The 22,000-nt window shown below is 30.6% G+C and carries 24 protein-coding genes; 6 read left to right on the forward strand and 18 right to left on the reverse strand.

What is annotated here, in order from left to right:
* The coding region (locus tag IEW41_RS11215; RefSeq protein WP_188606462.1) for an FIDD domain-containing protein at positions 1-3,517 on the reverse strand (3,517 nt) is incomplete at its 3' end.
* A 354-nt stretch (positions 3,518-3,871) separates the two neighbouring features.
* On the opposite strand from IEW41_RS11215, the gene IEW41_RS11220 reads away from it, so the two are divergent.
* The 5 genes from IEW41_RS11220 to IEW41_RS11240 all read left to right on the forward strand — a co-directional run bounded on the left by IEW41_RS11220 (position 3,872) and on the right by IEW41_RS11240 (position 7,139).
* On the forward strand, positions 3,872-4,774 hold the full coding sequence (locus tag IEW41_RS11220; protein ID WP_188606463.1) for a NifU family protein: 903 nt from the start codon (positions 3,872-3,874) through the stop codon (positions 4,772-4,774).
* A gap of 61 nt (positions 4,775-4,835) precedes the next feature.
* A complete protein-coding gene (locus IEW41_RS11225; protein WP_188606464.1) occupies positions 4,836-5,036 on the forward strand; it encodes a dodecin family protein in 201 nt (66 codons plus the stop codon).
* A gap of 89 nt (positions 5,037-5,125) precedes the next feature.
* A complete protein-coding gene (locus IEW41_RS11230) occupies positions 5,126-5,476 on the forward strand; it encodes a DUF1304 domain-containing protein (protein ID WP_188606465.1) in 351 nt (116 codons plus the stop codon).
* 52 nt (positions 5,477-5,528) lie between these two features.
* The gene (locus IEW41_RS11235; protein ID WP_188606466.1) at positions 5,529-6,227 is read left to right on the forward strand and encodes a hypothetical protein; all 699 of its coding nucleotides are present in this window, start codon (positions 5,529-5,531) and stop codon (positions 6,225-6,227) included.
* 99 nt (positions 6,228-6,326) lie between these two features.
* A complete protein-coding gene (locus IEW41_RS11240; protein WP_188606467.1) occupies positions 6,327-7,139 on the forward strand; it encodes a mechanosensitive ion channel family protein in 813 nt (270 codons plus the stop codon).
* Here IEW41_RS11240 and tsaB read toward each other — a convergent pair.
* The 12 genes from tsaB to cyoE all read right to left on the reverse strand — a co-directional run bounded on the left by tsaB (position 7,136) and on the right by cyoE (position 16,302).
* On the reverse strand, positions 7,136-7,807 hold the full coding sequence (gene tsaB, locus IEW41_RS11245; RefSeq protein ID WP_188606468.1) for a tRNA (adenosine(37)-N6)-threonylcarbamoyltransferase complex dimerization subunit type 1 TsaB: 672 nt from the start codon (positions 7,805-7,807) through the stop codon (positions 7,136-7,138). The genes IEW41_RS11240 and tsaB overlap by 4 nt on opposite strands.
* Positions 7,808-7,819: 12 nt before the next feature.
* The gene (locus IEW41_RS11250) at positions 7,820-8,317 is read right to left on the reverse strand and encodes a TlpA family protein disulfide reductase (RefSeq protein WP_188606469.1); all 498 of its coding nucleotides are present in this window, start codon (positions 8,315-8,317) and stop codon (positions 7,820-7,822) included.
* Positions 8,310-9,620, reverse strand: coding sequence for an efflux RND transporter periplasmic adaptor subunit (locus tag IEW41_RS11255; protein WP_188606470.1), 1,311 nt, complete (start codon positions 9,618-9,620; stop codon positions 8,310-8,312). The genes IEW41_RS11250 and IEW41_RS11255 overlap by 8 nt, the downstream gene beginning before the upstream one ends.
* A 5-nt stretch (positions 9,621-9,625) precedes the next feature.
* On the reverse strand, positions 9,626-10,954 hold the full coding sequence (locus IEW41_RS11260) for a TolC family protein (protein WP_188606471.1): 1,329 nt from the start codon (positions 10,952-10,954) through the stop codon (positions 9,626-9,628).
* A gap of 146 nt (positions 10,955-11,100) precedes the next feature.
* Positions 11,101-11,331 (reverse strand): CAMCR motif-containing small membrane protein, encoded by a 231-nt coding sequence (locus IEW41_RS11265; protein WP_373282962.1) that lies wholly within the window; start codon positions 11,329-11,331, stop codon positions 11,101-11,103.
* Entirely contained in the window at positions 11,324-11,869 is a 546-nt protein-coding gene (locus tag IEW41_RS11270) for a DUF420 domain-containing protein (protein WP_188606472.1), read from the reverse strand. Before IEW41_RS11270 ends, IEW41_RS11265 begins: the two co-directional genes overlap by 8 nt.
* Complete coding sequence (locus tag IEW41_RS11275) at positions 11,869-12,612, reverse strand: SCO family protein (RefSeq protein WP_188606473.1); 744 nt, start codon at positions 12,610-12,612, stop codon at positions 11,869-11,871. The genes IEW41_RS11270 and IEW41_RS11275 overlap by 1 nt, the downstream gene beginning before the upstream one ends.
* A complete protein-coding gene (locus IEW41_RS11280) occupies positions 12,602-13,321 on the reverse strand; it encodes a hypothetical protein (protein ID WP_188606474.1) in 720 nt (239 codons plus the stop codon). The genes IEW41_RS11275 and IEW41_RS11280 overlap by 11 nt, the downstream gene beginning before the upstream one ends.
* A gap of 68 nt (positions 13,322-13,389) precedes the next feature.
* Positions 13,390-13,770, reverse strand: a complete 381-nt coding sequence (locus IEW41_RS11285; RefSeq protein ID WP_188606475.1) for a cytochrome C oxidase subunit IV family protein — start codon at positions 13,768-13,770, stop codon at positions 13,390-13,392.
* A gap of 21 nt (positions 13,771-13,791) precedes the next feature.
* Entirely contained in the window at positions 13,792-14,769 is a 978-nt protein-coding gene (locus IEW41_RS11290; RefSeq protein ID WP_188606476.1) for a cytochrome c oxidase subunit 3, read from the reverse strand.
* Between the two features lie 56 nt (positions 14,770-14,825).
* The gene (locus tag IEW41_RS11295) at positions 14,826-15,407 is read right to left on the reverse strand and encodes a cytochrome c oxidase subunit 3 (protein WP_188606477.1); all 582 of its coding nucleotides are present in this window, start codon (positions 15,405-15,407) and stop codon (positions 14,826-14,828) included.
* Position 15,408: 1 nt separating this feature from the next.
* The gene (cyoE, locus tag IEW41_RS11300) at positions 15,409-16,302 is read right to left on the reverse strand and encodes a heme o synthase (protein WP_262891385.1); all 894 of its coding nucleotides are present in this window, start codon (positions 16,300-16,302) and stop codon (positions 15,409-15,411) included.
* A 150-nt stretch (positions 16,303-16,452) separates the two neighbouring features.
* Between cyoE and IEW41_RS11305 the strand changes: the two genes are divergently transcribed.
* Positions 16,453-17,313 (forward strand): MBL fold metallo-hydrolase, encoded by an 861-nt coding sequence (locus IEW41_RS11305; protein WP_188606478.1) that lies wholly within the window; start codon positions 16,453-16,455, stop codon positions 17,311-17,313.
* Positions 17,314-17,316: 3 nt separating this feature from the next.
* On the opposite strand, the gene remB is transcribed toward IEW41_RS11305, so the two are convergent.
* The 5 genes from remB to gcvH all read right to left on the reverse strand — a co-directional run bounded on the left by remB (position 17,317) and on the right by gcvH (position 21,981).
* Entirely contained in the window at positions 17,317-19,425 is a 2,109-nt protein-coding gene (gene remB, locus IEW41_RS11310; protein WP_188606479.1) for a gliding motility outer membrane protein RemB, read from the reverse strand.
* Between the two features lie 116 nt (positions 19,426-19,541).
* Positions 19,542-20,339, reverse strand: a complete 798-nt coding sequence (locus IEW41_RS11315; RefSeq protein WP_188606480.1) for an energy transducer TonB — start codon at positions 20,337-20,339, stop codon at positions 19,542-19,544.
* Positions 20,340-20,456: 117 nt separating this feature from the next.
* Positions 20,457-21,182: an energy transducer TonB gene (locus IEW41_RS11320; protein WP_188606481.1), complete on the reverse strand. Its 726-nt coding sequence runs from the start codon at positions 21,180-21,182 to the stop codon at positions 20,457-20,459.
* Between the two features lie 63 nt (positions 21,183-21,245).
* On the reverse strand, positions 21,246-21,608 hold the full coding sequence (locus IEW41_RS11325) for a VanZ family protein (protein WP_188606482.1): 363 nt from the start codon (positions 21,606-21,608) through the stop codon (positions 21,246-21,248).
* On the reverse strand, positions 21,601-21,981 hold the full coding sequence (gene gcvH, locus IEW41_RS11330; protein ID WP_188606483.1) for a glycine cleavage system protein GcvH: 381 nt from the start codon (positions 21,979-21,981) through the stop codon (positions 21,601-21,603). The genes IEW41_RS11325 and gcvH overlap by 8 nt, the downstream gene beginning before the upstream one ends.
* Positions 21,982-22,000: the final 19 nt, after the last annotated feature.

Consider the following 22,000-nt stretch of genomic DNA (forward strand, 5'->3'; position numbering starts at 1 on the left):
TCTTTACACTTAAATCTATACTCGTAAATCCATCTGGTACATTGTCATCACAAACACCTAATAACGTTGGAACTACTATAACTGGTAAAGGGTGGACTATTAAATTAAATGTTGTTATACTTATGCAACCCGTAACAGTATTCTCTAAACCAACATAAATGATTTGTGGATTACTAATATTCTGATAAGGACTGATTAATGCATTTGTTCCTGCTAATGCATCAGCTTGTGTTTCATAATAATTTACTATCACATTAGCTTCACCACTTAAAGCCTCAGTATCTTTTATACTTAAATCAAAAAACTCTTGGTCGTCATTTGGGTTATTATAATCACATAATTCATAATCGCTAATAGATGAAATAACTGGTAACGAATTAACTGTTAACAAAAGTTGAACTGTATCATAACAACCAGAAGTAGTATTCTCAAGTCTTACATAAACTGTTTGATTAAACGGAACTATATTGTTATAAGGGCTTGTTAGATTATTAACATCATTATCTGCATCAGACTGAGTTTCATGATAAGTAACAACCATACCTGTTTGACCATTTAAAACTTCTGCATCCTTTGAAGTTAAGTCAAAAATTGAAAACCCATCTGTATCATCATCACAAGCTTCTAAAGGCGTTGGCGCATTAGGAACTGGTAATGGGTTAACAATTAAATTTAATGTTGTTGTATTGTAGCAGTTAGTATTATTGTCTTCTAATCTTACATAAATTGTTTGTGCATTTATTATGATATTTGTATAAGGATCAAATAAAGGGTTAGTCGCTGAATTAGCATCTGCTAAAGTTTCATAATATGCTACTGAAACTCCTGATTGGCCATTCAAAATTTCTACATTTTTATCTGTAAGATTGAATATCGCAAAACCATCATTATTATCATCACATACTTCTAAGGGTGTTGGTATAATCGTATTAGGTAGCGGATTAACATTCAAAGTGAAGGTCGTATAACCATAACAATTTGGAGTGGCGTTTTCTGAAACTCTAACATGAATTGTTTGAGGGTTACTAGTATTATTATATGTCGTTGGATTTAAAATAGGATTAACTCCCATCTCAGCATCTGTTTGTGTTTCATAATAAGTCACTGTGTAATCTGCAGGCAACTGACTTCCTAAAATTGTAGTTGTTTGAGATAATAAATTAAACTGACCTACTCCATCATTACTTGCATCATCACAAACAAACATATCTGCAGGTTGGCTAGCTAATGCTCTATCATTAACTACCAAGCTAAAAACAGCATTAGGAGAAGCATTATAGCAATTAGCATCTAGCGAACTTTCTATTCTAACATAAACTGGTTGAGGATTATTTATATTAGTATAAAGACTAACTAATGCTCCAGTACCAGCATCAGCATCAGCAAAAGATGTGTGATATGTAACGATAAAATCTGTTGCGGCTTGAGCTCCTAAAATCCCTGGTGTTTGAAGTTCTAAATCGAATTGCTCAAAACCATCATTAGAGACATCATCACATACTTCCATATCAGCAACAGGATTAATTGTTGGCTGTGGTGTAATAATTAAAGTAAAAGTGTCTGTAGCATAGCACCCAGAATTCAGAAATTCTACTCTAGTGTAAATAATTTGTCCGTCTGTGCCTGAATAAGATGCTGGAGTAGTAATTGGATTTGTATCAGCATCTGCATCTGCTTGAGTTTCATGATAAGTAACCACAAAATCTAAAGGATCTAATGCTCCTAAAGCCAAAGCATCATTAGGGGTTAAATCAAAGTTATAAGGAGCAGAACCAGGATCGCAAAGCGTAACATCTTGAACTGAACCCATTACAATATCTGGGTAAAATTCAATGACTACAGAATCACTCGATTGACAAGCTCCTGAAAATATAACATCTACACTGTAAGTTCCAGATTGAGTAACAGTAATTGTTGAGGAGGTTTCTCCAGGGATAACCACTCCCTCATAATACCAAATATGTGTAGCGGTAGGTACTTGAGTGTCTAATGTAATTGATCCTCCTGTACATACTGTGTTTCCTGCTGCGATAGTAATATCATCTCCTAATTCCCCTCCTAAGTTAAAACTGCCTGCTCTTAAAAATACTCCAGAATCTAATAGTGTGTCTGTAGCATCTGCTACAACTAATTTTATATGATAAGTATCTCCGGGTATCACAGCAGATTGAGCTGTAAATACAGCAGTTCGTCCATCAAAAGATATTGGAGGTTGATTATTAGGAGTATATGCTCCAAAATATTGTTCATTTATTGCTGGACATGACCCATTAAATGGGTGAATATTTGTAACTAATATAGGTGTATTTGTGCCTGGTAAAACTGCTAAATTTGTTGTATTCCCTGAAGCATCTGTCAGTAAAAAAGCAAAGGCATCAGAATAAGTACATTCAAAACCTCCCATATCATACTCTTCAGAAGCCATTAAAAAATCAAAACTAATAGTGCTCGCAAGAGGAACAAAATCGAATTCAATTATTGATGCATTATTTGAAGTAATCCCAACTGTTGCATTTAGTGCTGCATCACCTGGCCATGCTCCACCTCCTGCACTCATTGCATTATTGTTTGGCCCTCTAGCTTCCGCAGCATTTCCTGAAGATAAAATAATACCATCTTGGAAAGGAAAATCTACTCCATTACCATAAAAATATCCTATACCATTTACTGACCCAAAATTTGTTCCTGTCGAATAAGTTATGTTTGATACTTGAGCACATGGACTATTAATAAGCACATCTTCAATAAGTTCTTCAACTGTATATGTCGTTTGATCAATTACCACATTAGGCCCAAGCACAAAAACAATAATTGTATCAGTACCTGAACAACCTTGTGGGTTTGTATCTGTAACCGTAAAAGTTACAGTATATGTCCCAGGTGTATTATAAATATGGGAAACCGATTGGCCTGCTAATGTATTTCCGTCTCCAAAATTCCAGTTATAGGTTGCACCAGTTCCATCATTTGAAAATGTTGCACTTCCTGTAAAATCTACATTGTCTCCAGGTAATATCTGTATAACTCCCGAACCATTTGCAACTGGATTAGTACTATCTATAGATGCTGTTATTGTTTGACAAGGAACGGCACAAAATATATCTGCAGCCCATCCTGTAGTTGTCCCTGATGCATTACTAACAAACTTTACTGTTATACAACCGCTAGTATTTGCTCCTGAAGCTTGAATATTACCAGGATTATTTCCAGCACCTCCTCCAGAATATGTTCCAATGACTGGAGCTGTAGTATCTGGACCATCATAAATGGTTAAAATATCTTGATTTAATTGTGTACTAAAACTTGTGAAGTTTAGAATAATAAATTCCCCAGCATTTTGTGGACAAATAGTCGCTACAAAATTTTCATTACTGCTATAGTTACCTGACGCTCCTCCTGAATCATAAAATTTATCTGGAGCACATCTGTCAAAGGTTCCATTCTGCATAAAAACATCTTGGGATAAAGCATTGAATGAAATTAATAATGTTAATAGTAAGTATAATTTTTTCATCATTGAATGTGAAATAGTTTTATTAAAAATCAATAAAAATATCTAATCTAAACAACTAAATACCAGGATTTTAATCAATTAAAGGGATTAAAAATCATTATTGTCAAATCAAAAAAAACTTTAATCCAAATTGTAATATGCTTTTAAAAAGCTAGAAATTTAATAAAATTAAGTAATAACGTCATCAAATTAGCTATAAAAAACCCAATTTAACAGTTAATGTGTTATGTTATATTACTAAACAATTAAATTACACCTGTTTATATTTAATTAGTTTAAATACTTTTTAACTTAATCAATTAAGAAATAATCAATATTTCAATATGGTATTTAGTATTTTTGCAAAAAATACTTGAGATGGAAAATGTAAAGATTAATATAAAAGAAACAAATAACCCAGCTATAATAAAATTTGAAGCAAATTCTTTTTTGACCAATCATCAAAGCTTTGAATTCAATAACATTGATGAAGCCAAAAATTCGCCTTTAGCTCAACAACTTTTTTACTTACCTTTTGTTAAAAAGGTTTACATTTCAGGAAATTTTATTGCAATTGAACGCTACAATATTGTTGAATGGAAAGACGTTCAAGATGATGTTGCTGAACAAATAGAATCATATATTAATAATGATGGAATTATTATAACTCCAGATGCAAAAAGCAAAAAAGTACCTGTTACTGTTTATGCTGAAAGTACACCTAATCCATCAGCAATGAAATTTGTTGCTAATAAAAAGTTAGTCACTAATTCATTTGAGTTCACTTCAATAGACGATGCTAAATTTTCTCCATTAGCAACTCAGCTTTTTCATCTTCCTTTTGTGAAAGCAGTTTTTATGGATGAGAATTATATTTCTATAACTAAATATGAGGTGGCTGAATGGAATGATATAACTCTAGAATTAAGAGAATTTATAAGAAGTTATATTGAAAATGGTAAAGACATACTCCAACCAAACGCTGCACAAAGCTTACAAAAAACAACTCAACAATTAGATGATACTTTTGAAGCATTAGATGACACATCAAAAGAAATTATAAACATTTTAGAAGAATATGTAAAACCTGCCGTTGCTAGTGATGGCGGCAATATCCAATTTCAGTCATATAATTCAGAAAGTAAAACGGTTAAAGTAATATTACAAGGCGCATGTAGTGGTTGTCCTTCATCAACTTTTACTTTAAAAAATGGTATTGAGAATATGCTTAAAGAAATGCTTAAAGGTAAAGTTGAGACAGTTGAAGCCATAAATGGATAATTAATTTTTTTATTATTATCTTTATAAAACACTTATTATTAATTTTAAAATTGTTTTAAAGATGGCAGTATTAAAGGTTATTGAAATATTATCTAATTCCGATAAAAGTTGGGAAGATGCTACAATAAAAGCTGTAAAGCATGCAGCAAAATCAGTAAAAAATATTAAATCGGTTTACGTACAAGACCAAAGCGCAATTGTAAAAAACGATGAAGTGACTGAATTTAGAGTAAATTTAAAAATTACTTTCGAAGTGAACTAGTAATACATATACAAAAAAAATTAGCACTCTAAATGAGTGCTTTTTTTATACTCTTTAATTTCATTATTTTTGATTAAATAAACTTCATTATGAAAATAATATCATCAATACTAGTCATCATAGTTGCAATTGAACATTTTTACTTTTTAATATTAGAAATGTTTCTGTGGGCAACTCCTAAGGGTATTAAAGCATTTGGTTTAAAATCCAAAGCATTTGCTGAAGAAACTAGTGTATTAGCAGCTAATCAAGGATTGTATAATGGTTTTTTGGCAGCAGGACTAATCTATTCGTTAGTAGTTGAAAATAATAATTTTAAACAATACTTTTTAATCTGTATAATAATAGCTGGTGTTTATGGAGCTTACTCAACAAAAAAAACTAAACTGTTTTATATTCAATCTCTTCCAGCAATAATTACATTAATCTTAACGTTTTAAATTTTTCTAATCGTCATTTTTTTCTTTTTTTTGCCAAAAAAATATATCATTTATGAAGAAGTTATTATTAATTTTCACTTTATCTCTATTTACTTTTAGCTCTGGAGCTCAAGAACTTATTTCTGGTCAACTTAGTGGTGGCTCAGCATCAGGTGGCTTAATATCTACTACTCCTGTTGTTGAAAACAGTCAAATTGAAGGATCTCCTTATGTTAACGAAGAATTTTTACCTGCAAAAATTTCAGCGTCAGAAGACAATATTTTTTATGTAAGGTATAATGCTTTAAAAGATGAATTTGAAGTTAAAGGAGCTAACAATGTGGCATATGCTTTAAATAAATATAGAAGAGATATTGTTGTAGAGCTAATTTCTAATAATAAAACTTATCAAGTTTATGGATATCTTGATAAAAATGAAAACGAGAATTTTGGATACTTTGTTAATTTAAGTAATCCAAATTCAAATATTAAACTTCTTAAAAAGGAAAACATAACTTTCGTAAAAGAAAAAGTTGCAGTTACTAGTTATGATTCTTCTCAACCAGCAAGATATAAAAGAGGTAGTGATGCTTATTATGTTAAAATAAATGATAATAATGCTGTTTTATTATCAACAAACAAAAAAGATGTTTCAAAACTTTTTCCTGGTAATGAGAAAAAAGTGTTAGACTTTATTAAAAAAGAAAAACTTAAACTAAAAAAGGAAGACGACATGAATAAACTAATTCAATTTACTAATACATTGATTTAATTTATTTCTTATTCTTATATTAAATAAACCCTTTCAATTTGGAAGGGTTTTTTATTATATCTATTTATTATTAACTTGTAAAAAATCAAAATACAGAATATGGATTTACAAAACTGGATTGACAAAGGCTACGATTTAATTATCAATTTTGCACCTAAAGTAATTGGAGCAATTTTAATATGGGTTATTGGCTCTTGGGTTATTAAACTTATAATTAAAGGCATTAAAAAAGCTCTAGAAAAAGGCGACTATGATATAAGCTTAAAAAAGTTTTTATTAAACCTAACCTCTTGGACTTTTAAAATTTTATTAATTGTAATTGTATTAGGTACAGTTGGTGTAGAAACTACTTCTTTTGCTGCAATTTTAGCCGCTGCTGGTTTAGCGGTAGGATTAGCATTACAGGGTTCGTTAGCTAATTTTGCAGGTGGTGTTTTAATTATGCTTTTTAAACCTTTTAAAGTTGGAGATTTAATTGAATGTCAAGGAGAAGTAGGAACAGTAAAACTAATTGAGATTTTTACCACAAAACTAACTGGTCTTTCAAATAAAGAAATAATTATCCCAAATGGAGTACTATCTAATGGCAATATTGTAAATTATAGTACAGAAGGAACTAGAAGAGTAGATTTAATTTTTGGTGTTGGTTATGATTCAGACATAAAAAAAACAAAAGAAGTGTTAATGAATGTATTAACATCTAATCCTAAAATTTTAAAAGATCCTGCGCCTACTGTAAATGTATTAGAGTTAGCAGATAGCTCTATTAATTTTGCGGTAAGGCCTTGGTGTGAAACTGCTGATTATTGGTCTGTTTATTTTGAAACTACTGAAAATACAAAAGAAGCACTTGATGCAGCCGGAATAGATATTCCTTATCCTCATCAAGTAGAAATACAAAAGAAAGGTTAAGATTTTTGTTTTAAACCTATAAAGTCTTTTAAATAATAAGGCTCAAAATAAGCGACATCTTCGATGTCGTTTTTTTTGTACTTATCATACGATAATTTGCTCATCTCTTTTGCTGATGGAAGCTTATCTTCAATATAAATTGCATTAGAATGCTTGATTAGTGTTTTAGTTTTTTCAACACCATCACCAATAAAGTAAACTTTGCCCTTTTCTAAATAATCTTTAAAAGAGTTTTCATCTAAAATTTGAGCCTTTGTTTCTCTTATTTTATTATGATTTTTATCAAAAATTGCTGAATATACTTCTAATCGTCTTGCATCTAGCATTGCTACAATAATACCATCATTTATAGTTACCTGATTGGCTAATGATTGTAATGTAGCAACCGAAATTAAAGGCTTATTTAAAGCATAACAAAGTCCTTTTGCTGCAGAAACACCAATTCTTAAGCCTGTATAAGAACCAGGTCCTTTGCTTACTGCAATAGCATCTATTTGAGAAGGTTTAATTTTTGAAGCAATTATAACTTCTTCTATAAACATATGCAATGACTCTGCATGAGAATAATTAGTATTATAATCTTCTTTTAAAACCAAAATCTCTCCTTCTTTAGAAAGAGAGACTGAACAATTGGTTGTTGCTGTTTCTATATTTAAAATATATGACATACCATATCTGGTTTACTTATATTTAGCTATTATATCTTCAATAGTTTTAGATGTAAGCTCATAACCTGCTAAAAAAGGAAACCCTTCCCATCTAACAATTCCTTTAGGATCAATTAAAACTACATGTGGAATCCCTTCTATTTCATAAGTATCATTTAAGGCTCCGTTTACATCAATACCACTAAAATATTCCATTTTAGCTTTTTTAAAACCTTTTACTTTTTCAAAAGATTCTTTACTAACTCCTATAATAACAAGTTGATCTTTAAATGTTTCTTGATATTCATTTAACTCTGGTATTGCCTTTATACAAGGTCCACACCAAGTTCCCCAAAAATCAATAAGAATAAATTTCCCTTCAGTATTTGGTTTTTCACTAACCCACTGTTGAATATTGAGTTCTGGTGCTTTTTTATTTAAAAAAGACTTAGCCCAAAGTTGCTTCTTTTGCCCAAAAGAAATTGTACTTATGGTAATGAATAAAACACTTAAAAATGTCTTACTATTCATTTTCTTCTTCTTTTTTAGCTTCTACTTTTTTCTGTTGAACTTTATCTCCACTCTTAAGTGTTTTTGAAACAACATTATATGGTCCTGTAATAATTTCATCGCCTTCTTTAAGTCCTGAAACAATTTCGATATTACTATCGTCTTGTATTCCTGTTTTCACAACTCTTAATTTAGCTTCACCTTTATTAACTACAAAAACACATTCAAATTTCTCTTCGCTTTCTACTTTAGCATTTGGAGATTTATCATCAGTTTTAGCTTTAGAAGCATATGGCTTTTTTACAGATGATGTATCTGTTTTAATAACAATAGCGCTAATTGGCACAGAAACTGCTTTAGGGCGTTTGTTAGTAATAATATCAACTGTTGCAGTCATTCCTGGTCTAAAAGGTGAGTAAGTTTCTGGCTTCCCCTCTAATAAATCTTTATACGATTCTTCAACAATACGCACTTTTACTTTAAAGTTTGTTACTTGATCTGCAGTTAATGCTCCTGCGGCAGAATTTGCAATCTCTGTAACAACACCTTTAAACTCTTTTTTAAGATATGCATCAACTTCAACAATTGTAGAATCGCCTATTTGTACTTTAACAATATCGTTTTCATTAACATCTATCTCAACTTCCATATTATTAAGGTTGGCAACTCTTAAAATTTCGGTTCCAGCCATTTGCTGTGTTCCAACTACTCGCTCACCCAACTCAACATCTAATTTAGAAATTGTTCCACTCATTGGAGCATATATAGTTGTTCTATTTAGGTTATCCATAGCTTCGTTAACAGTAGCTCCAGCGCTCTGCACACTATAGTAAGCCGATTGACGATTTGCTTGAGCAATCTCGTAAGACGACACCGCTTTATCCCAATCTGCTTTAGAGATAATTCCTTTTTCAAACAACTGCTTATTTCTGTTATAACTTGCTTTTGCTTCTCTTAAAGAGGCTTCTGCTTGCTCTAAACCTGATTTTACGTTTTGATAGCTTGCTTGAGATCTATTTACTGCAGATTGAATTAAATCTGGGTTTACTCTAACTAATAAGTCTCCTTTGTTAACCTGCTGACCTTCTTTAAAAGGCAACTCAATAATCTCTCCTGAAACTTCACTAGAAATTTTAACTTCTACTTCTGGTTGAATTTTTCCTGTTGCAGATACTTTTTCAACAATATCTTTAAGCGTTACTTTTTCAATTTCAACTTCTTTAAAATTCCCTTTATTACCAAACAAACCTGCGCTTTTACCTACTAATAATAAAATTACTAGTGCTGCAAGTGATATTAAAATAATTTTTACTGTCTTACTCATAGTGGTTAATTTAATTCTGTAATTGGAATTCCGAAATAGAATTCTAAAACTTTTAGTTTAAAAATATAATCGTATTTGGTTCTTATAACTTCGCTTTGTGCTGCTTCAAATCTGTTTTGCGATTGGCTAAAATCGAAAGCATTTAATAATCCAACATTATATCGCTCTTTAGAATAATTGTAAGCTTCTTGTCTTGCAGCTAAAGTTTTTAATGCAGCTTCATAAGCTTTCAAAGCTCCTTTTGTGTCATTATAAGCTTGGTAAACTGTAGTTTCCATATCTAAATTAGCTTGCTCTAATAAATTTTTAGAACGCTCAAAATTCACTTTACTTCTGCTTACATTGTTTTTTGCTGCAAACCCATTAAATATTGGAATACTTAATTGAAGTCCAAAATTGTGATTTTTATTATCAGAGATTTGAGACTCAAAATCTGGTGTATCAAACAATCCTGAAGTAAAATAATTTGAAGAAAAACTATACGATCCTCTTAATGTTGGTTGCATTGCTCCTTTAGCAATTTTTAAATCGTATTCTGCCATTTTAGAATTAGTTTCAGCAATTTTGATATCATAACGTGTCTCTTTTGCTTTTTCTACTATTGCTTCAGGCGACTCATTTAAAATATTAGTTGGTGGTACTTCATAATCAACATCAGCTGTATCGAAATTTTTATAGTCTTCTATTAATAATATTTGAGCTAGTTGAATTTTAGAAATTAAAATAGCATTTTCAGCATTTACTATTTGTTGTTCTTGAGTTGCTATAGTAGCTTGTATTTCTAATAAATCTCCTCTAGGCAAAACACCAGCTTCAACAAGCTCATTAGTTCTGCTTAATTCTTGCTTGCTTACTTCGTGTTGTGCTTGCAAAACTTTTAATTGCTCTTTATTAAAAAGAATTTGTAAAAATGAATTCGCAACAAAAAGCGAAATATCATCTTTCATTTTATCTAATTGATATTGACTTGCTAAAATTCCTAAATTAGAGCGATGTAATTGATTTATGTTTCTTAAACCTGCATATATATCGATACCAGAACTTATTCCTCCTGAAAGATTTCTTGTAGTAGAATTAACAGCATCGAATGTTACAGGGTCTTGCCCTAAACCAATACTCCATGAATGAGATACACTTGCATTTAAAGATGGTAAGAAATTACCAAATGCATCTTTTTTATTAATCTCTGAAGTTTTTACGTCTAATTCGGATTGTTTAATAGAGATATTATTTTCTAAAGCATAATCGACACATTCACGAAGTGTCCATTTTTTTACTTGCGCTTGAGACGCCATTCCTATTAAAACAAAAAGTATAAAGATTGATTTTTTCATATAAACATATGTCTTTGCAATGGTAAAATTGTTACATGTAATTGTAAAAATAAACAATAAAATAGCAATCTTACACTTGTAGTCTTTTTGATTGTTGCTAATTAGACTTATAAAAGCAGAAAATGTTACTGATTAATTAAAGAAATTTAATCTTTTTTGGTTTTGTAAAACTTCCAATATATTAAAAAGCCAATGCTAGCAACTAATATATAAGGAATTGCCATTAAATAAATAATGCCATCATTTACTCCTTCTGCAGTTGTTTGACCTTCTTCACTTTCTAAAACTGCTCTACACATTGCGCATTGAGCGCTTCCTTTTAGAAAAAAGAATAAAGAGAATAGAAAAAAGATAACTCTGCTTTTCAATTTATACATAATATGGTGAAATCATCAAGTAAACTATAACTCCAGTTATGGCAACATATAACCACATTGGAAATGTGATTTTAGCAATTTTTTTATGTCTTTCTATATTATTTGTTATTGCTCTTACATATGTAATTAACACAAATGGAATAATTACTATAGACAATAAAATGTGTGTAATTAATATAAAATAATAAGCATATTTAATAGCGCCTTCACCACCAAATTTTGTAGAATCGCTTGTCATGTGGTAAGCTACATACATTACTAAAAAAGCTACAGATAAAGCAATTGCTGTTTTCATTAATCTTTCATGTAGCTTTATGTTTTTGTTTTTTATAGCTATAAAGGCAGCTATTAAAACCACTGCAGTAACTCCGTTTACAGTTGCATAAATTGGTGGTAAAAATGAAAGTGGTTCGACATCAAAACCAAGCTTGCGTAAGTTAACACCAAATAATGCAGCAACAGCTAATGGAATAATTACTGATAGTGCAACAATCCATTTGTTATATTTTTTTTCCGCTTGTAAGTTTTCTTTAGTCATTATTCTTTTAAAAGTTTAGCAATATCCTCTTTTAGTATACTTATTTCTTCACTCATCCCTTCATCATCAATCTTTTCTGCTTCAGAAATCATTCCGTTATAATAGATTATCGGATTTCCATTTACAATTCTAGAGCGAATAAATCCGTTTTTATCAATTAGTGCAAAATTTCCTGAATGTTCAAAGCCTCCTTCTGCCTCATCATCTTTTGCTGTATATAAATTAAACCCTTCGTTTGCTAGTTTATATATTTGTTCTTCATTACCTGTCATTAAATGCCAGTTAGGGTTGGTTATTTTATAGCTTTCGGCATATGCTTTTAAAACTTCAACAGTGTCATGCTCAGGATTTATAGTAAAAGATGCCACACCAAAATTATCAAAGCCTTTAAACTCTTCCTGAATTTGCACCAAGTTTCTATTCATACGAGGGCAAATAGTTGGGCATGTTGTAAAAAAGAATTCTAAAACATATACTTTGCCTTCGTAATCTTTATTGGTAACTGTGTTTCCGTTTTGATCTGTAAAGCTAAATGATGGTACTTTTTTGGGTTGGTTATTAATTTCTAGAAAAGCTAAATCTGAAACATACTTGTTTTTATCTTTTGCCTGATCGCTTCTACTTTCATTTCTTACAACATCACCATTTTTTATTCTATCGACTATTCTTGGTATAAAAATGATACCAAATAATAGAATAATAAACGCAATGCCTATGTATGAATAATTAGTTTTATTGCTCATTATTTCCTTTTAAATCGTTAGCTCTTCTTGATGAAGAATCGAAATTACCCTTACGTTTTTCTCTGTATTCTGTAAATAAAACTCGCATGTCTTCACTCATTTTATTTTTTATAATTGCAACTTCTATACAATCATAAGAGTTTAAACTATAAGCTGGTTTGTTTTTTGCCAACTCATTATCTGATCTGTCGTCAGTTCTTCCTCTTTGATTTAAATCTTTATCAATAATAAAAACACTATTGGTTGATAAATTTTGATTAAGCTGTGAATCTGATTTGAGGTTACTATACAAAGTATTTATAGTGTTCTCATCGCTATAAACAAAATGCCAAAACTTTAAATCTTCGTAAGATTGTATTTCTTTTTTAAGTTGTTCGACTTCATCTTGTGTTCCGTTAGATACAACAACTACTATTTGAAATTTTTTAAATCCTTTAAATTTATCATACACCAACTCTTTTAGGTTTGATGCTGCTATAGCGTTTTCCATTGGTTTTTTTCCTAGAAATGCTAAAACAGTAATATGATCTTTAAGAATGATTTTTTCGTTAGAGTCTGAAGTAAATCCTACTAACTCTGATACGTTTTCATTTACAACTTCTAAAGGGTTGTAGTTGTGCTTTGCAGGTAATAATAGTAATAAAAAAGTGACTGGAAGTAAGAATAAAATTCCGAGTACAATATTGCGCTTAACCTGTTTTTTTATCATAGTGCAAAAATAAAAAAGACGGTTTAAATAACCGTCTTTTTATATAGTTTTAACTCAATATTTTTTAACTAAAAATCTTTTTTCACAAAACCAGAAGAGTAAACACTTTCTATGTAATCTCCTTCTTGTAAAAGAATAAACAGTAAATAAGCAATTAAGAAAATAGCTGTCCAAACAACCATTCTTCTTAAACTTGCTTTTTCATCACGCATGTGCATAAAATCCCAAGTAATGTAGTATGCTTTTACAATAGTTAATATAATAAATATCCAGTTTAAGGCTTTCATTCCTAAAACATGAGCCATTAATGACTCTGGTTTATATATCCCCAACACAACCTCAACAGCTGTAATAATAGATAATAGGATTAAAACTCCCCAAATTTTTTGTGTGTTTGATTTAAACTTAATTAAACCTCTTAATATTTCTAATTTATGTGCGTGTGCCATTTTTAAAATAAATTATCTAAATTATACTAAGTAGAAGAATGTGAATACGAATACCCAAACTAAATCGACAAAATGCCAATACAATCCTACTTTTTCTACCATTTCATAACTTCCTCTTCTTTCATAAGTTCCTAATATTACATTAAAGAAAATAATAATATTAATTACAACTCCTGAGAATACGTGGAATCCGTGAAATCCAGTTATAAAGAAAAAGAAATCAGCAAATAATGGTGTTCCATACTCGTTATGTCTTAAGTTAGCTCCTTCAACAATACCAATTCCATTAGCTTTAAGTTGTTTTATAGATTCTTCTCTCGAAAGAACTGTCTTATGACCTTGCTCATTAATTGTTTGAGTTCTTATTGCTAAGTCTGGATGAGATTCAAAACCAGTTATAACTTCTTGCATAGTGTAAGTTGGAAGTGTTCCTTCATCAACAAACCATAATCCATTTTTACTCTCATGTTCAACTCTTTCATGCTCGCCTGCTACCACAAAATCACTTAACGCAACTCTTTTCCCTTCAGCATCGACAAATTGGAGAATGTTTCCTCCTCTTGTTTCAACAGCACCAAAATCGCCTTTTATAAATGTTGCCCATTCCCAAGCTTGTGAGCCAACGAATATTAAACCACCAATGATGGTTAAAAACATATATAGTGTCACTTTTGCTTTATTCATGTGGTGTCCAGCATCTACAGCAAGTACCATAGTAACTGATGACATAATTAGAATAAAGGTCATAAATGCAACATAGATCATTGGATAATTACCGTGTACAAATGGTACGTGAGTAAATACCTCATCTGCAATTGGCCAATAATCAATAAATTTAAATCTTGAGAATCCGTAGGCTGCTAAAAAACCTGAAAAAGTTAAGGCATCAGAAACGATAAAAAACCACATCATCATTTTACCATAACTTGCGTTTAAAGGCTTATTACCTCCACCCCAAGTTTTTTCTTCTGCACCAGTATTTACAACTGTAGTATCCATATTTAGCGATTAGTATTTAAAAAATGTTAAAAGTTGCACAAAAATAATCATTTTATTTATCTAATAAAATATAAAAAGAAAAAGAGATATATCCATAATACATCAATAAAATGCCAAAATGTTGCTGCGAGTTCAAAACCAAGCATTTTACTAGGATTGTACTTTTGTTTAAAATGATTATAAATTACCACTAAAAGACAAATTATACCAACAACCACGTGCAAAATATGCACCATAGCAATCAAATAAACGTATGACATGGTTACATTACTTGTTGGCCCTGTAAAGTTATAGCCTAAATCAATGATTTGCTGAAAGCCTGTAAACTGATTTACTATGAACACTACACCTAATGCTAGGGTAACCAAAAGCCAAATTGTTGTTAGCTGTCTGTTATTGTTTTTTAATGCTCTTTTTGCAAGAATAAAAGTGATACTGCTAATTAAAATAACTACAGTACTTATTATAAAAGCATTTGGTAACTGAAAATCTCTTAACCAATCTTCTCGTTTACTACTTACTATAAATGCACTTGTCCATCCTGCAAATGACATTATTAATGATAAAATACCAAACCAAAGCATCATTTTTTTTGCTCTGATATTTTTTTCTTCAATGGTTCCTTCTGTTAAATCCATATTATCTAATAAATTTATCTACAACGTAAACTATTTGCAATAATGTTATATATGATACACTTGCTAGCATTAATTGTTTTGCTGCTTGTGCTGTTCTTTTTTTAAATAGCTGAATTGCGTAATACAACATCACTAGTCCCAGCCCAAAAACTACAATTGCCGCAACTATAGATAGTTTTAGTTCTCCTGTAAAACCAAATACAGGGATTATAGAGGCTAAAACCGTCCAAATAGTATACATGATAGTTTGTACTGCTGTTCCTTTATCTCTCTCTCTAGTAGGCAACATAAAAAAGCCTCCCTTTTTATAATCATCAAATAAAAACCATCCTATAGCCCAAAAATGTGGGAATTGCCAAAAAAACTGAATAGCAAATAAAGTGCCTGGCTCTATACCAAAATCGTTACGTGCCGCAACCCATCCTAACATAAAAGGAATTGCTCCTGGTATGGCTCCAACAAATACTGCTAAAGGTGTTTTTGTTTTTAATGGTGTATAAACACAAGTGTATAAAAAGATAGAAATCGCTCCATACATTGCTGTACGAGGATTGATAACATATAATGTTGCTATTCCTAAAATTGTAAAAATAACCGCAATAGTAAATGCAGTATTAACAGACATGCGTCCTGCAGGAATTGGCCTGTTTTTAGTGCGATCCATTAACGCATCTAAATCTTTTTCAATAATCTGATTGTAAGCATTAGATGCTCCAACCATAAAATAACCTCCAAAAGCTAATAATATGAGCGTGTAAACCTCTACTTGTTGTGTTCCTAAAAGATATCCTGCAATAGAAGAAAATACAACGCTTAATGACAATCGCATTTTAGTAATTTCCTTAAAATCAGAAATAATTGAAGTTACTGTAATTGAAGAATTTTTTGTGCTCAATACTTATACTATTTGTTGCTACATATTGCGAGTGCAAAGATACTTTGAAAATTGGTTTTGAGCAACGCTTAATAAAAGTAAATTAGTAATTTATGTATACTTGTAAGTTTTAGTATCTTTAAAGAACTTTTACTAAAAATCGATTTACTCATGAAATATCTTAAATTCTTATTGGTTACAATTGCATTTAGTGTTGTAAGTTTTACTAGAGCTCAAAATTTTGACAATGTAACTATCACTACTACTAAACTGTCTGACAATGTATATATGCTTGTTGGTGCTGGAGGAAATATTGGTGTTTCAGTTGGTGATGATGGTGTTTTTGTAATTGATGATCAATTTGCGCCTTTAACTACAAAAATTGAAGCTGCAATTAAAACTTTAAGTGATAAACAAATACAATTTTTAGTAAATACTCATTATCATGGCGACCATACTGGTGGAAATGAAAATATGAAAAAATTAGGCACAACAATAATAGCTCATGATAATGTTCGAAAACGTTTAGAAGATAAGCCAAAAGATGCCTTGCCTGTAATTACTTTTAATGACGAATTGAGTCTACATATTAATGGAGAGAAAATTAGTGTTTTTCATGTTGAACATGCTCATACTGATGGTGATGCTTTATTATATTTTACTAAAAGTAATGTATTGCATACAGGCGATGTGTATTTTAACAAGCGTTATCCTTACATCGATTTGAATTCTGGCGGAAGTGTTAATGGATACATTGAAGCAGTTAAAAAAGGATTAAGTGCTATTAATGATGATACTAAAATTATTCCTGGCCATGGTGAATTATCTACTAAAGCTGAATACCAATTCTTTTTAGAAATGCTTGAAACGTTAAAAGACAATGTACTTTCAGAAATTAAAAAAGGCAAAACTGAAGACGAAGTTGCAGCAAATTCTGAAATTACTAAAGTGTATGACGATTTAGGATATAGCTGGAATTTTATTTCTTCTGAAAAAATTAGAAGAACATTTTATTTAAGCTTGAAAGAATAGGTTTTAGTTATCTATATACCAATTAAACAAATCTGTTCGCACACCTACACTTAACCAAACTGTATTTCTTTTAAAAGTGGTTAATGTAGTAGCATCTGGATTAAAATTTCTGTAGCTAATATTAGTAAACAGTTTTAAGTTACTTACTGGGTTTATGATATAACCTGCTTGTAATTCTGCATTAATGGTTTTTGTTTTTATCCCTTGTCCTATTTCAACACCACTATCAAATGGTCTGTCGTTATAATCTCTATACAAGTCTCCTCCATAACTAAAATCATCAGTTCCATCATTAAAATCGAAACCTCTTAATCCTACTATAAATTTTGCATCAGCAAACCAACGTTGGTAATTATAACGACCAATAAGTATTGCTTCTTTAAAATTGGCTCCCCAAAGATGCGCCATTGGTTGGTTGTTATGCGCATAATTAAGTACAATTGTATTGTGTGAATATGTATATGGTCGTACTTGGTTGTATTCAAACTGAAGCAATAAATTATCGACTTTAAATGCATTGTAGTATTTGACGCCTAATTGATACCCAAATTTATTCTTCCAACTTTTGTTTCCTGCTTTAACATCATTTAATGAAAACTCGTCTAAAATAAATTGTCCATAAAGATTTACTTTATTATTCCATTTGTATTTTGCTGAAGCTCCAACTACAGCATTACCTGCACCTTGCCCAGTTTCAAACTCAATGGCTCTAAAGAAAATTAAAGGATTTAAATAATTAATATCAAATCCTCTGTCATTTGTATTATTCCAAATTACAGATTCAAACAATCCAATATTTAAGCGTTTAGAAACATTCCAACTCAAATAATGGTTAGCCATATATTTGGTTAAAAAAGCTTTATCAACTACAACCTCTGGACGTACATCTTTTAACCACATCCAGGTATTAGTGTATTTAATTTTCCAGAATTTAGTGTTTAATTTTAAAAAAGGATAAGGACTAGTTACATCACTTTGAAATAATGAACGATATCCATCTCCTATAAAGTTTTTACCATGACCAAACTGAACATTTATAAATTCTGCTGGCGAATACGATATGTATGCTTCAGCAACAGGATAGTCATAACTATCTTCTTTAAATCTTTTAGCGATGCCTCTTCCAGGAATTATTGCTGGATCTGGACCAAAAGCTTTTAAGCTTTCTGCATAATCATTAAAATACTGCGCAAAACGTCCTTGGCTTTCAAAAACAGATGCTGAAAAATTAAACTTCTTGCCTAATCCTCCTTGCACATAAAACCCTCTAGTATTATTATATGTAGTATTAAAATCTGCTTCGGTGTCTTTACCAACTTGTAAATCGAAAACTGGGTCTATTGTAAACCAATAATCTTTACCTTGCACTTGCACCAAATGTTCATCCCATAATTTCTTGCTCCACCAACTATCGCTACCTTTTATTAAAGCTTTTTTTTCAGCTTCAAAATCGTAATACTTTGCTACTTCATCATAAATAAATGGTTTTGAAGCTGTATGACTGTTTGTACCTAAACCATTCATATTAGCATCAAATCTCGCATAATATGTGTGTGTAAATGGAATATTAAGTTGACTACTATATTCCAAATTTTGATACTTTACAATATTCTTGTTTATACTATCAAACTCAGTAGACACTATTTCATCAAGGTCAGTAACTTTTTTTATGGTTTCTGTCTTCTCTATTTCGCTCTGCACAGTTTCTGGGTTTACTAAAGGAATTTTTACTGTTAGTGAGTATTGAAAACTAATTGGACGACTATTATAAGTTCCTGGTGTAACTTTTGGTAAGCTATCGAAAACACGCTTAGTTTCTTCTTTTAATTCATCATATACCGAATCGATATAAAGCACAGAAACACCTCCTTCATTATCAACTTCAAAAAGTATTTTAATATCTCCTTTATAGTTCTCGTCAAAAACTATTTGAGGTACTTTAAAATTTGAGTAAATATGCTGATTTAATTTATTATTAAAACACGCTTTAAGATTATCTATAGACTGTGATTCACAATCTGGAAAAACAGGAGGTTTTTCATAGTTATTAATGCTTTGCGAAAAACTATTAAAAGTGATTATCGTAAAAATGAATAAGAAGAGTTTCTTCATAAGATGGCTACAACCTTTTTATAGGCGTAAGATACTATTTTTTTAAAAATAAACAGCTTACAAAAAAACCGCTATCTGTTAAAGATAACGGTTTAAATATTTAAAATTGTATAGTTTTATTGCACTTGAAATACTATTGGTAAATTATATAAAACATCTACTGGTATGTTTCGTTGTTTTCCAGGAGTCATTTTAGGTATTTTTGTTGTAAGTCTCAATGCTTCCTTTTCTAATTGGTTATGAGGAGCTCTTGCTCTAACATCTGTAACCATTCCGTTTTTATCTATCTTAAATGCAACATATATTTTTTGAGTACCACTTAATCCTAAGTCGTGAGCTAACTCTGTATTAAATTTTTTCTGAATAAGTTTAGTTAGCTTATCAGACATACATTGTAAACGCTCTTCATTTGTTGTTGCAGATTCGCATCCAGGATAAACAGGCACTTTCTCAACACCAATTATACTGAACGGAGGTTGAATATCCTCAGGAGTTTCAATAGTTGGTTTTAAATCTCCAACATCAGTTGGTTTATCTGTAGTAATATCATCTGGAGTTAAAATATCAGTAATTAACTCATCGTTATAATCATTATCAACTGGCTTTAAATTGTTATCAGCTAATTTAACTGCTTTAGGTTTTACTTCTCTTTTTTGAGGCACAGCTTCAAACACTTTAAATTTATCTGCAAAGTATTCTGAATTTTCATCAATTGGTGCAACTTGTGCTAACTTTGCTAGCTGGGTTTCAAACTTCATTTCAAAAAGCCCATAAGTTGCCAAAAGACAAAGAATTAAACCCACTTGAAAATAAAGCGTGGAGTTTTTTTGTAAATTTACATCGTGCTTTTGCGATTTCACAATGTTTTTGTTGCTCTGGCCAGCAACATTCGTTGTGTTTTTTAAATTTTTCATAATACTTATTATTTAGAATGTTAATATTATGATAAAATCGCAATAAGCATACCAAAGTAAAAATCCCGTCTAATTAATTTTAGACGGGATTTTGAATATAATATAAAATGGTATTTTTTAGTCTTGTACTTGGAAAAGAATTGGTAATGAATAAGGTACAGTTACTGCTTTACCTCTTTGCTTACCTGGTTGCATTTTTGGAAGTAATCCAATAACACGTTTTGCTTCTTTTTCTAATCCAGGATGTGGAGCTCTTGCTTGTACATTAGTAATTTCTCCGTTTTTGTCTATTTTAAAAATAACACTAATACGTTGTTTACCTGATAAACCTAAATCTCCAGCTAATTCTGTATTAAATTTCTTATTTACAAATTCAGCAATTTTATCAGACATACATTGCTTTTTAGCATTGTTTCCGCTTTCTTTTTCACATCCAGGAAAAATAGGCACATTTTCAATAACAGCAAAAGGAACCTCAATGTCTTCCTCTACTTCAACAACTTTTACGTCTTTTACTTTAACGATTTTTTCTTCTTGATTTGTTTCAGTAGACTTTATAATAGTTTCTTCTACCTCTTTTTCATCTTCAACAACCTTAATTTCTTCTGGAACTGGTGGTGGTGGAGGTGGTGGTGGTGGTGGTGTTATTTCTTGCTGAGTGATTGGCACTTCTTCTTCATCTAACATATCCAGATTAACCATTCCTGTATCAATCTCTTTTTTATCATATGATTTATAGTTTATTGCCAAATTAGTAAGCAATAATACTAAAGCCAGACCAACAGCAAAATATAGCGAACTGTTTCTGCTTACATCTGATTTTGGATTTTTTTTCGGTTCCATATCTTAAACTTGTTTAGGAATGCTAAAATAACCAATAAATTGTTAAAAAAGCAAACGATTAATTTATTTTAACTTTAACTTTCTATAGAAAGTAATAATTAGTGCAGCAAAAATAACGCCAAAAGTGTTTGCTGCTAGATCATTTAAATCAAAAACTCTGGTTTCGGTAATTTTATTTTGTAATATTTCTATTATTAACCCAAACCCAATAGCTATTGAAGCTGAGATTAAAATTGTATTTGAAATGGTTTTTCTTCTAAAGTAATTATACCATAATAGCATTAATACAAAATAGGCTAAAAAATGATAAATTTTATCATCAAACGACGAACCTAAACTTGGAACTTTATTAAGTCTTATAAGACTAGCAACGGTTAAAACGATTGAATAAGTTACTACAAGTAAAAGTTCAAAGTACTTATGCACCAATTAATGCTTTATAATCGTCAGCAGATAATAAGCTATCAAACTGAGACACATCAGAACATTTTACTTTAATCATCCAACCATCTCCATAAGGGTCTGAGTTTACTTTTTCTGGTTCATCTTCAAGTGAAGAGTTAAATTCAATTATTTCGCCAGATACTGGTAAAAACAAATCAGATACAGTTTTTACTGCTTCAACTGTTCCAAAAATTTCTTCAGCCTCTAAAGTTTCGTCAACTGTTTCAACTTCTACGTAAACAATATCTCCTAATTCGCCTTGAGCAAAATCAGTAATTCCTACAGTAATAATGTCGCCTTCTATTTTTACCCACTCGTGGTCTTTGGTATACTTTAATTGTGATGGTATGTTCATCTTAATTGATTATAAAATT

Source organism: Aquaticitalea lipolytica (assembly GCF_014641635.1).
GTDB lineage: Bacteria > Bacteroidota > Bacteroidia > Flavobacteriales > Flavobacteriaceae > Aquaticitalea > Aquaticitalea lipolytica.

What these genes read in the sequence shown, in the direction of transcription:
- IEW41_RS11220 (WP_188606463.1), top strand. Translation starts at nt 3,872, where the DNA reads ATGGAAAATGTAAAGATTAATATAAAAGAAACAAATAACCCAGCTATA.
- IEW41_RS11225 (WP_188606464.1), top strand. Translation starts at nt 4,836, where the DNA reads ATGGCAGTATTAAAGGTTATTGAAATATTATCTAATTCCGATAAAAGT.
- IEW41_RS11230 (WP_188606465.1), top strand. Translation starts at nt 5,126, where the DNA reads ATGAAAATAATATCATCAATACTAGTCATCATAGTTGCAATTGAACAT.
- IEW41_RS11235 (WP_188606466.1), top strand. Translation starts at nt 5,529, where the DNA reads ATGAAGAAGTTATTATTAATTTTCACTTTATCTCTATTTACTTTTAGC.
- IEW41_RS11240 (WP_188606467.1), top strand. Translation starts at nt 6,327, where the DNA reads ATGGATTTACAAAACTGGATTGACAAAGGCTACGATTTAATTATCAAT.
- tsaB (WP_188606468.1), bottom strand. Translation starts at nt 7,807, where the DNA reads ATGTCATATATTTTAAATATAGAAACAGCAACAACCAATTGTTCAGTC.
- IEW41_RS11250 (WP_188606469.1), bottom strand. Translation starts at nt 8,317, where the DNA reads ATGAATAGTAAGACATTTTTAAGTGTTTTATTCATTACCATAAGTACA.
- IEW41_RS11255 (WP_188606470.1), bottom strand. Translation starts at nt 9,620, where the DNA reads ATGAGTAAGACAGTAAAAATTATTTTAATATCACTTGCAGCACTAGTA.
- IEW41_RS11260 (WP_188606471.1), bottom strand. Translation starts at nt 10,954, where the DNA reads ATGAAAAAATCAATCTTTATACTTTTTGTTTTAATAGGAATGGCGTCT.
- IEW41_RS11265 (WP_373282962.1), bottom strand. Translation starts at nt 11,331, where the DNA reads ATGTATAAATTGAAAAGCAGAGTTATCTTTTTTCTATTCTCTTTATTC.
- IEW41_RS11270 (WP_188606472.1), bottom strand. Translation starts at nt 11,869, where the DNA reads ATGACTAAAGAAAACTTACAAGCGGAAAAAAAATATAACAAATGGATT.
- IEW41_RS11275 (WP_188606473.1), bottom strand. Translation starts at nt 12,612, where the DNA reads ATGAGCAATAAAACTAATTATTCATACATAGGCATTGCGTTTATTATT.
- IEW41_RS11280 (WP_188606474.1), bottom strand. Translation starts at nt 13,321, where the DNA reads ATGATAAAAAAACAGGTTAAGCGCAATATTGTACTCGGAATTTTATTC.
- IEW41_RS11285 (WP_188606475.1), bottom strand. Translation starts at nt 13,770, where the DNA reads ATGGCACACGCACATAAATTAGAAATATTAAGAGGTTTAATTAAGTTT.
- IEW41_RS11290 (WP_188606476.1), bottom strand. Translation starts at nt 14,769, where the DNA reads ATGGATACTACAGTTGTAAATACTGGTGCAGAAGAAAAAACTTGGGGT.
- IEW41_RS11295 (WP_188606477.1), bottom strand. Translation starts at nt 15,407, where the DNA reads ATGGATTTAACAGAAGGAACCATTGAAGAAAAAAATATCAGAGCAAAA.
- IEW41_RS11305 (WP_188606478.1), top strand. Translation starts at nt 16,453, where the DNA reads ATGAAATATCTTAAATTCTTATTGGTTACAATTGCATTTAGTGTTGTA.
- remB (WP_188606479.1), bottom strand. Translation starts at nt 19,425, where the DNA reads ATGAAGAAACTCTTCTTATTCATTTTTACGATAATCACTTTTAATAGT.
- IEW41_RS11315 (WP_188606480.1), bottom strand. Translation starts at nt 20,339, where the DNA reads ATGAAAAATTTAAAAAACACAACGAATGTTGCTGGCCAGAGCAACAAA.
- IEW41_RS11320 (WP_188606481.1), bottom strand. Translation starts at nt 21,182, where the DNA reads ATGGAACCGAAAAAAAATCCAAAATCAGATGTAAGCAGAAACAGTTCG.
- gcvH (WP_188606483.1), bottom strand. Translation starts at nt 21,981, where the DNA reads ATGAACATACCATCACAATTAAAGTATACCAAAGACCACGAGTGGGTA.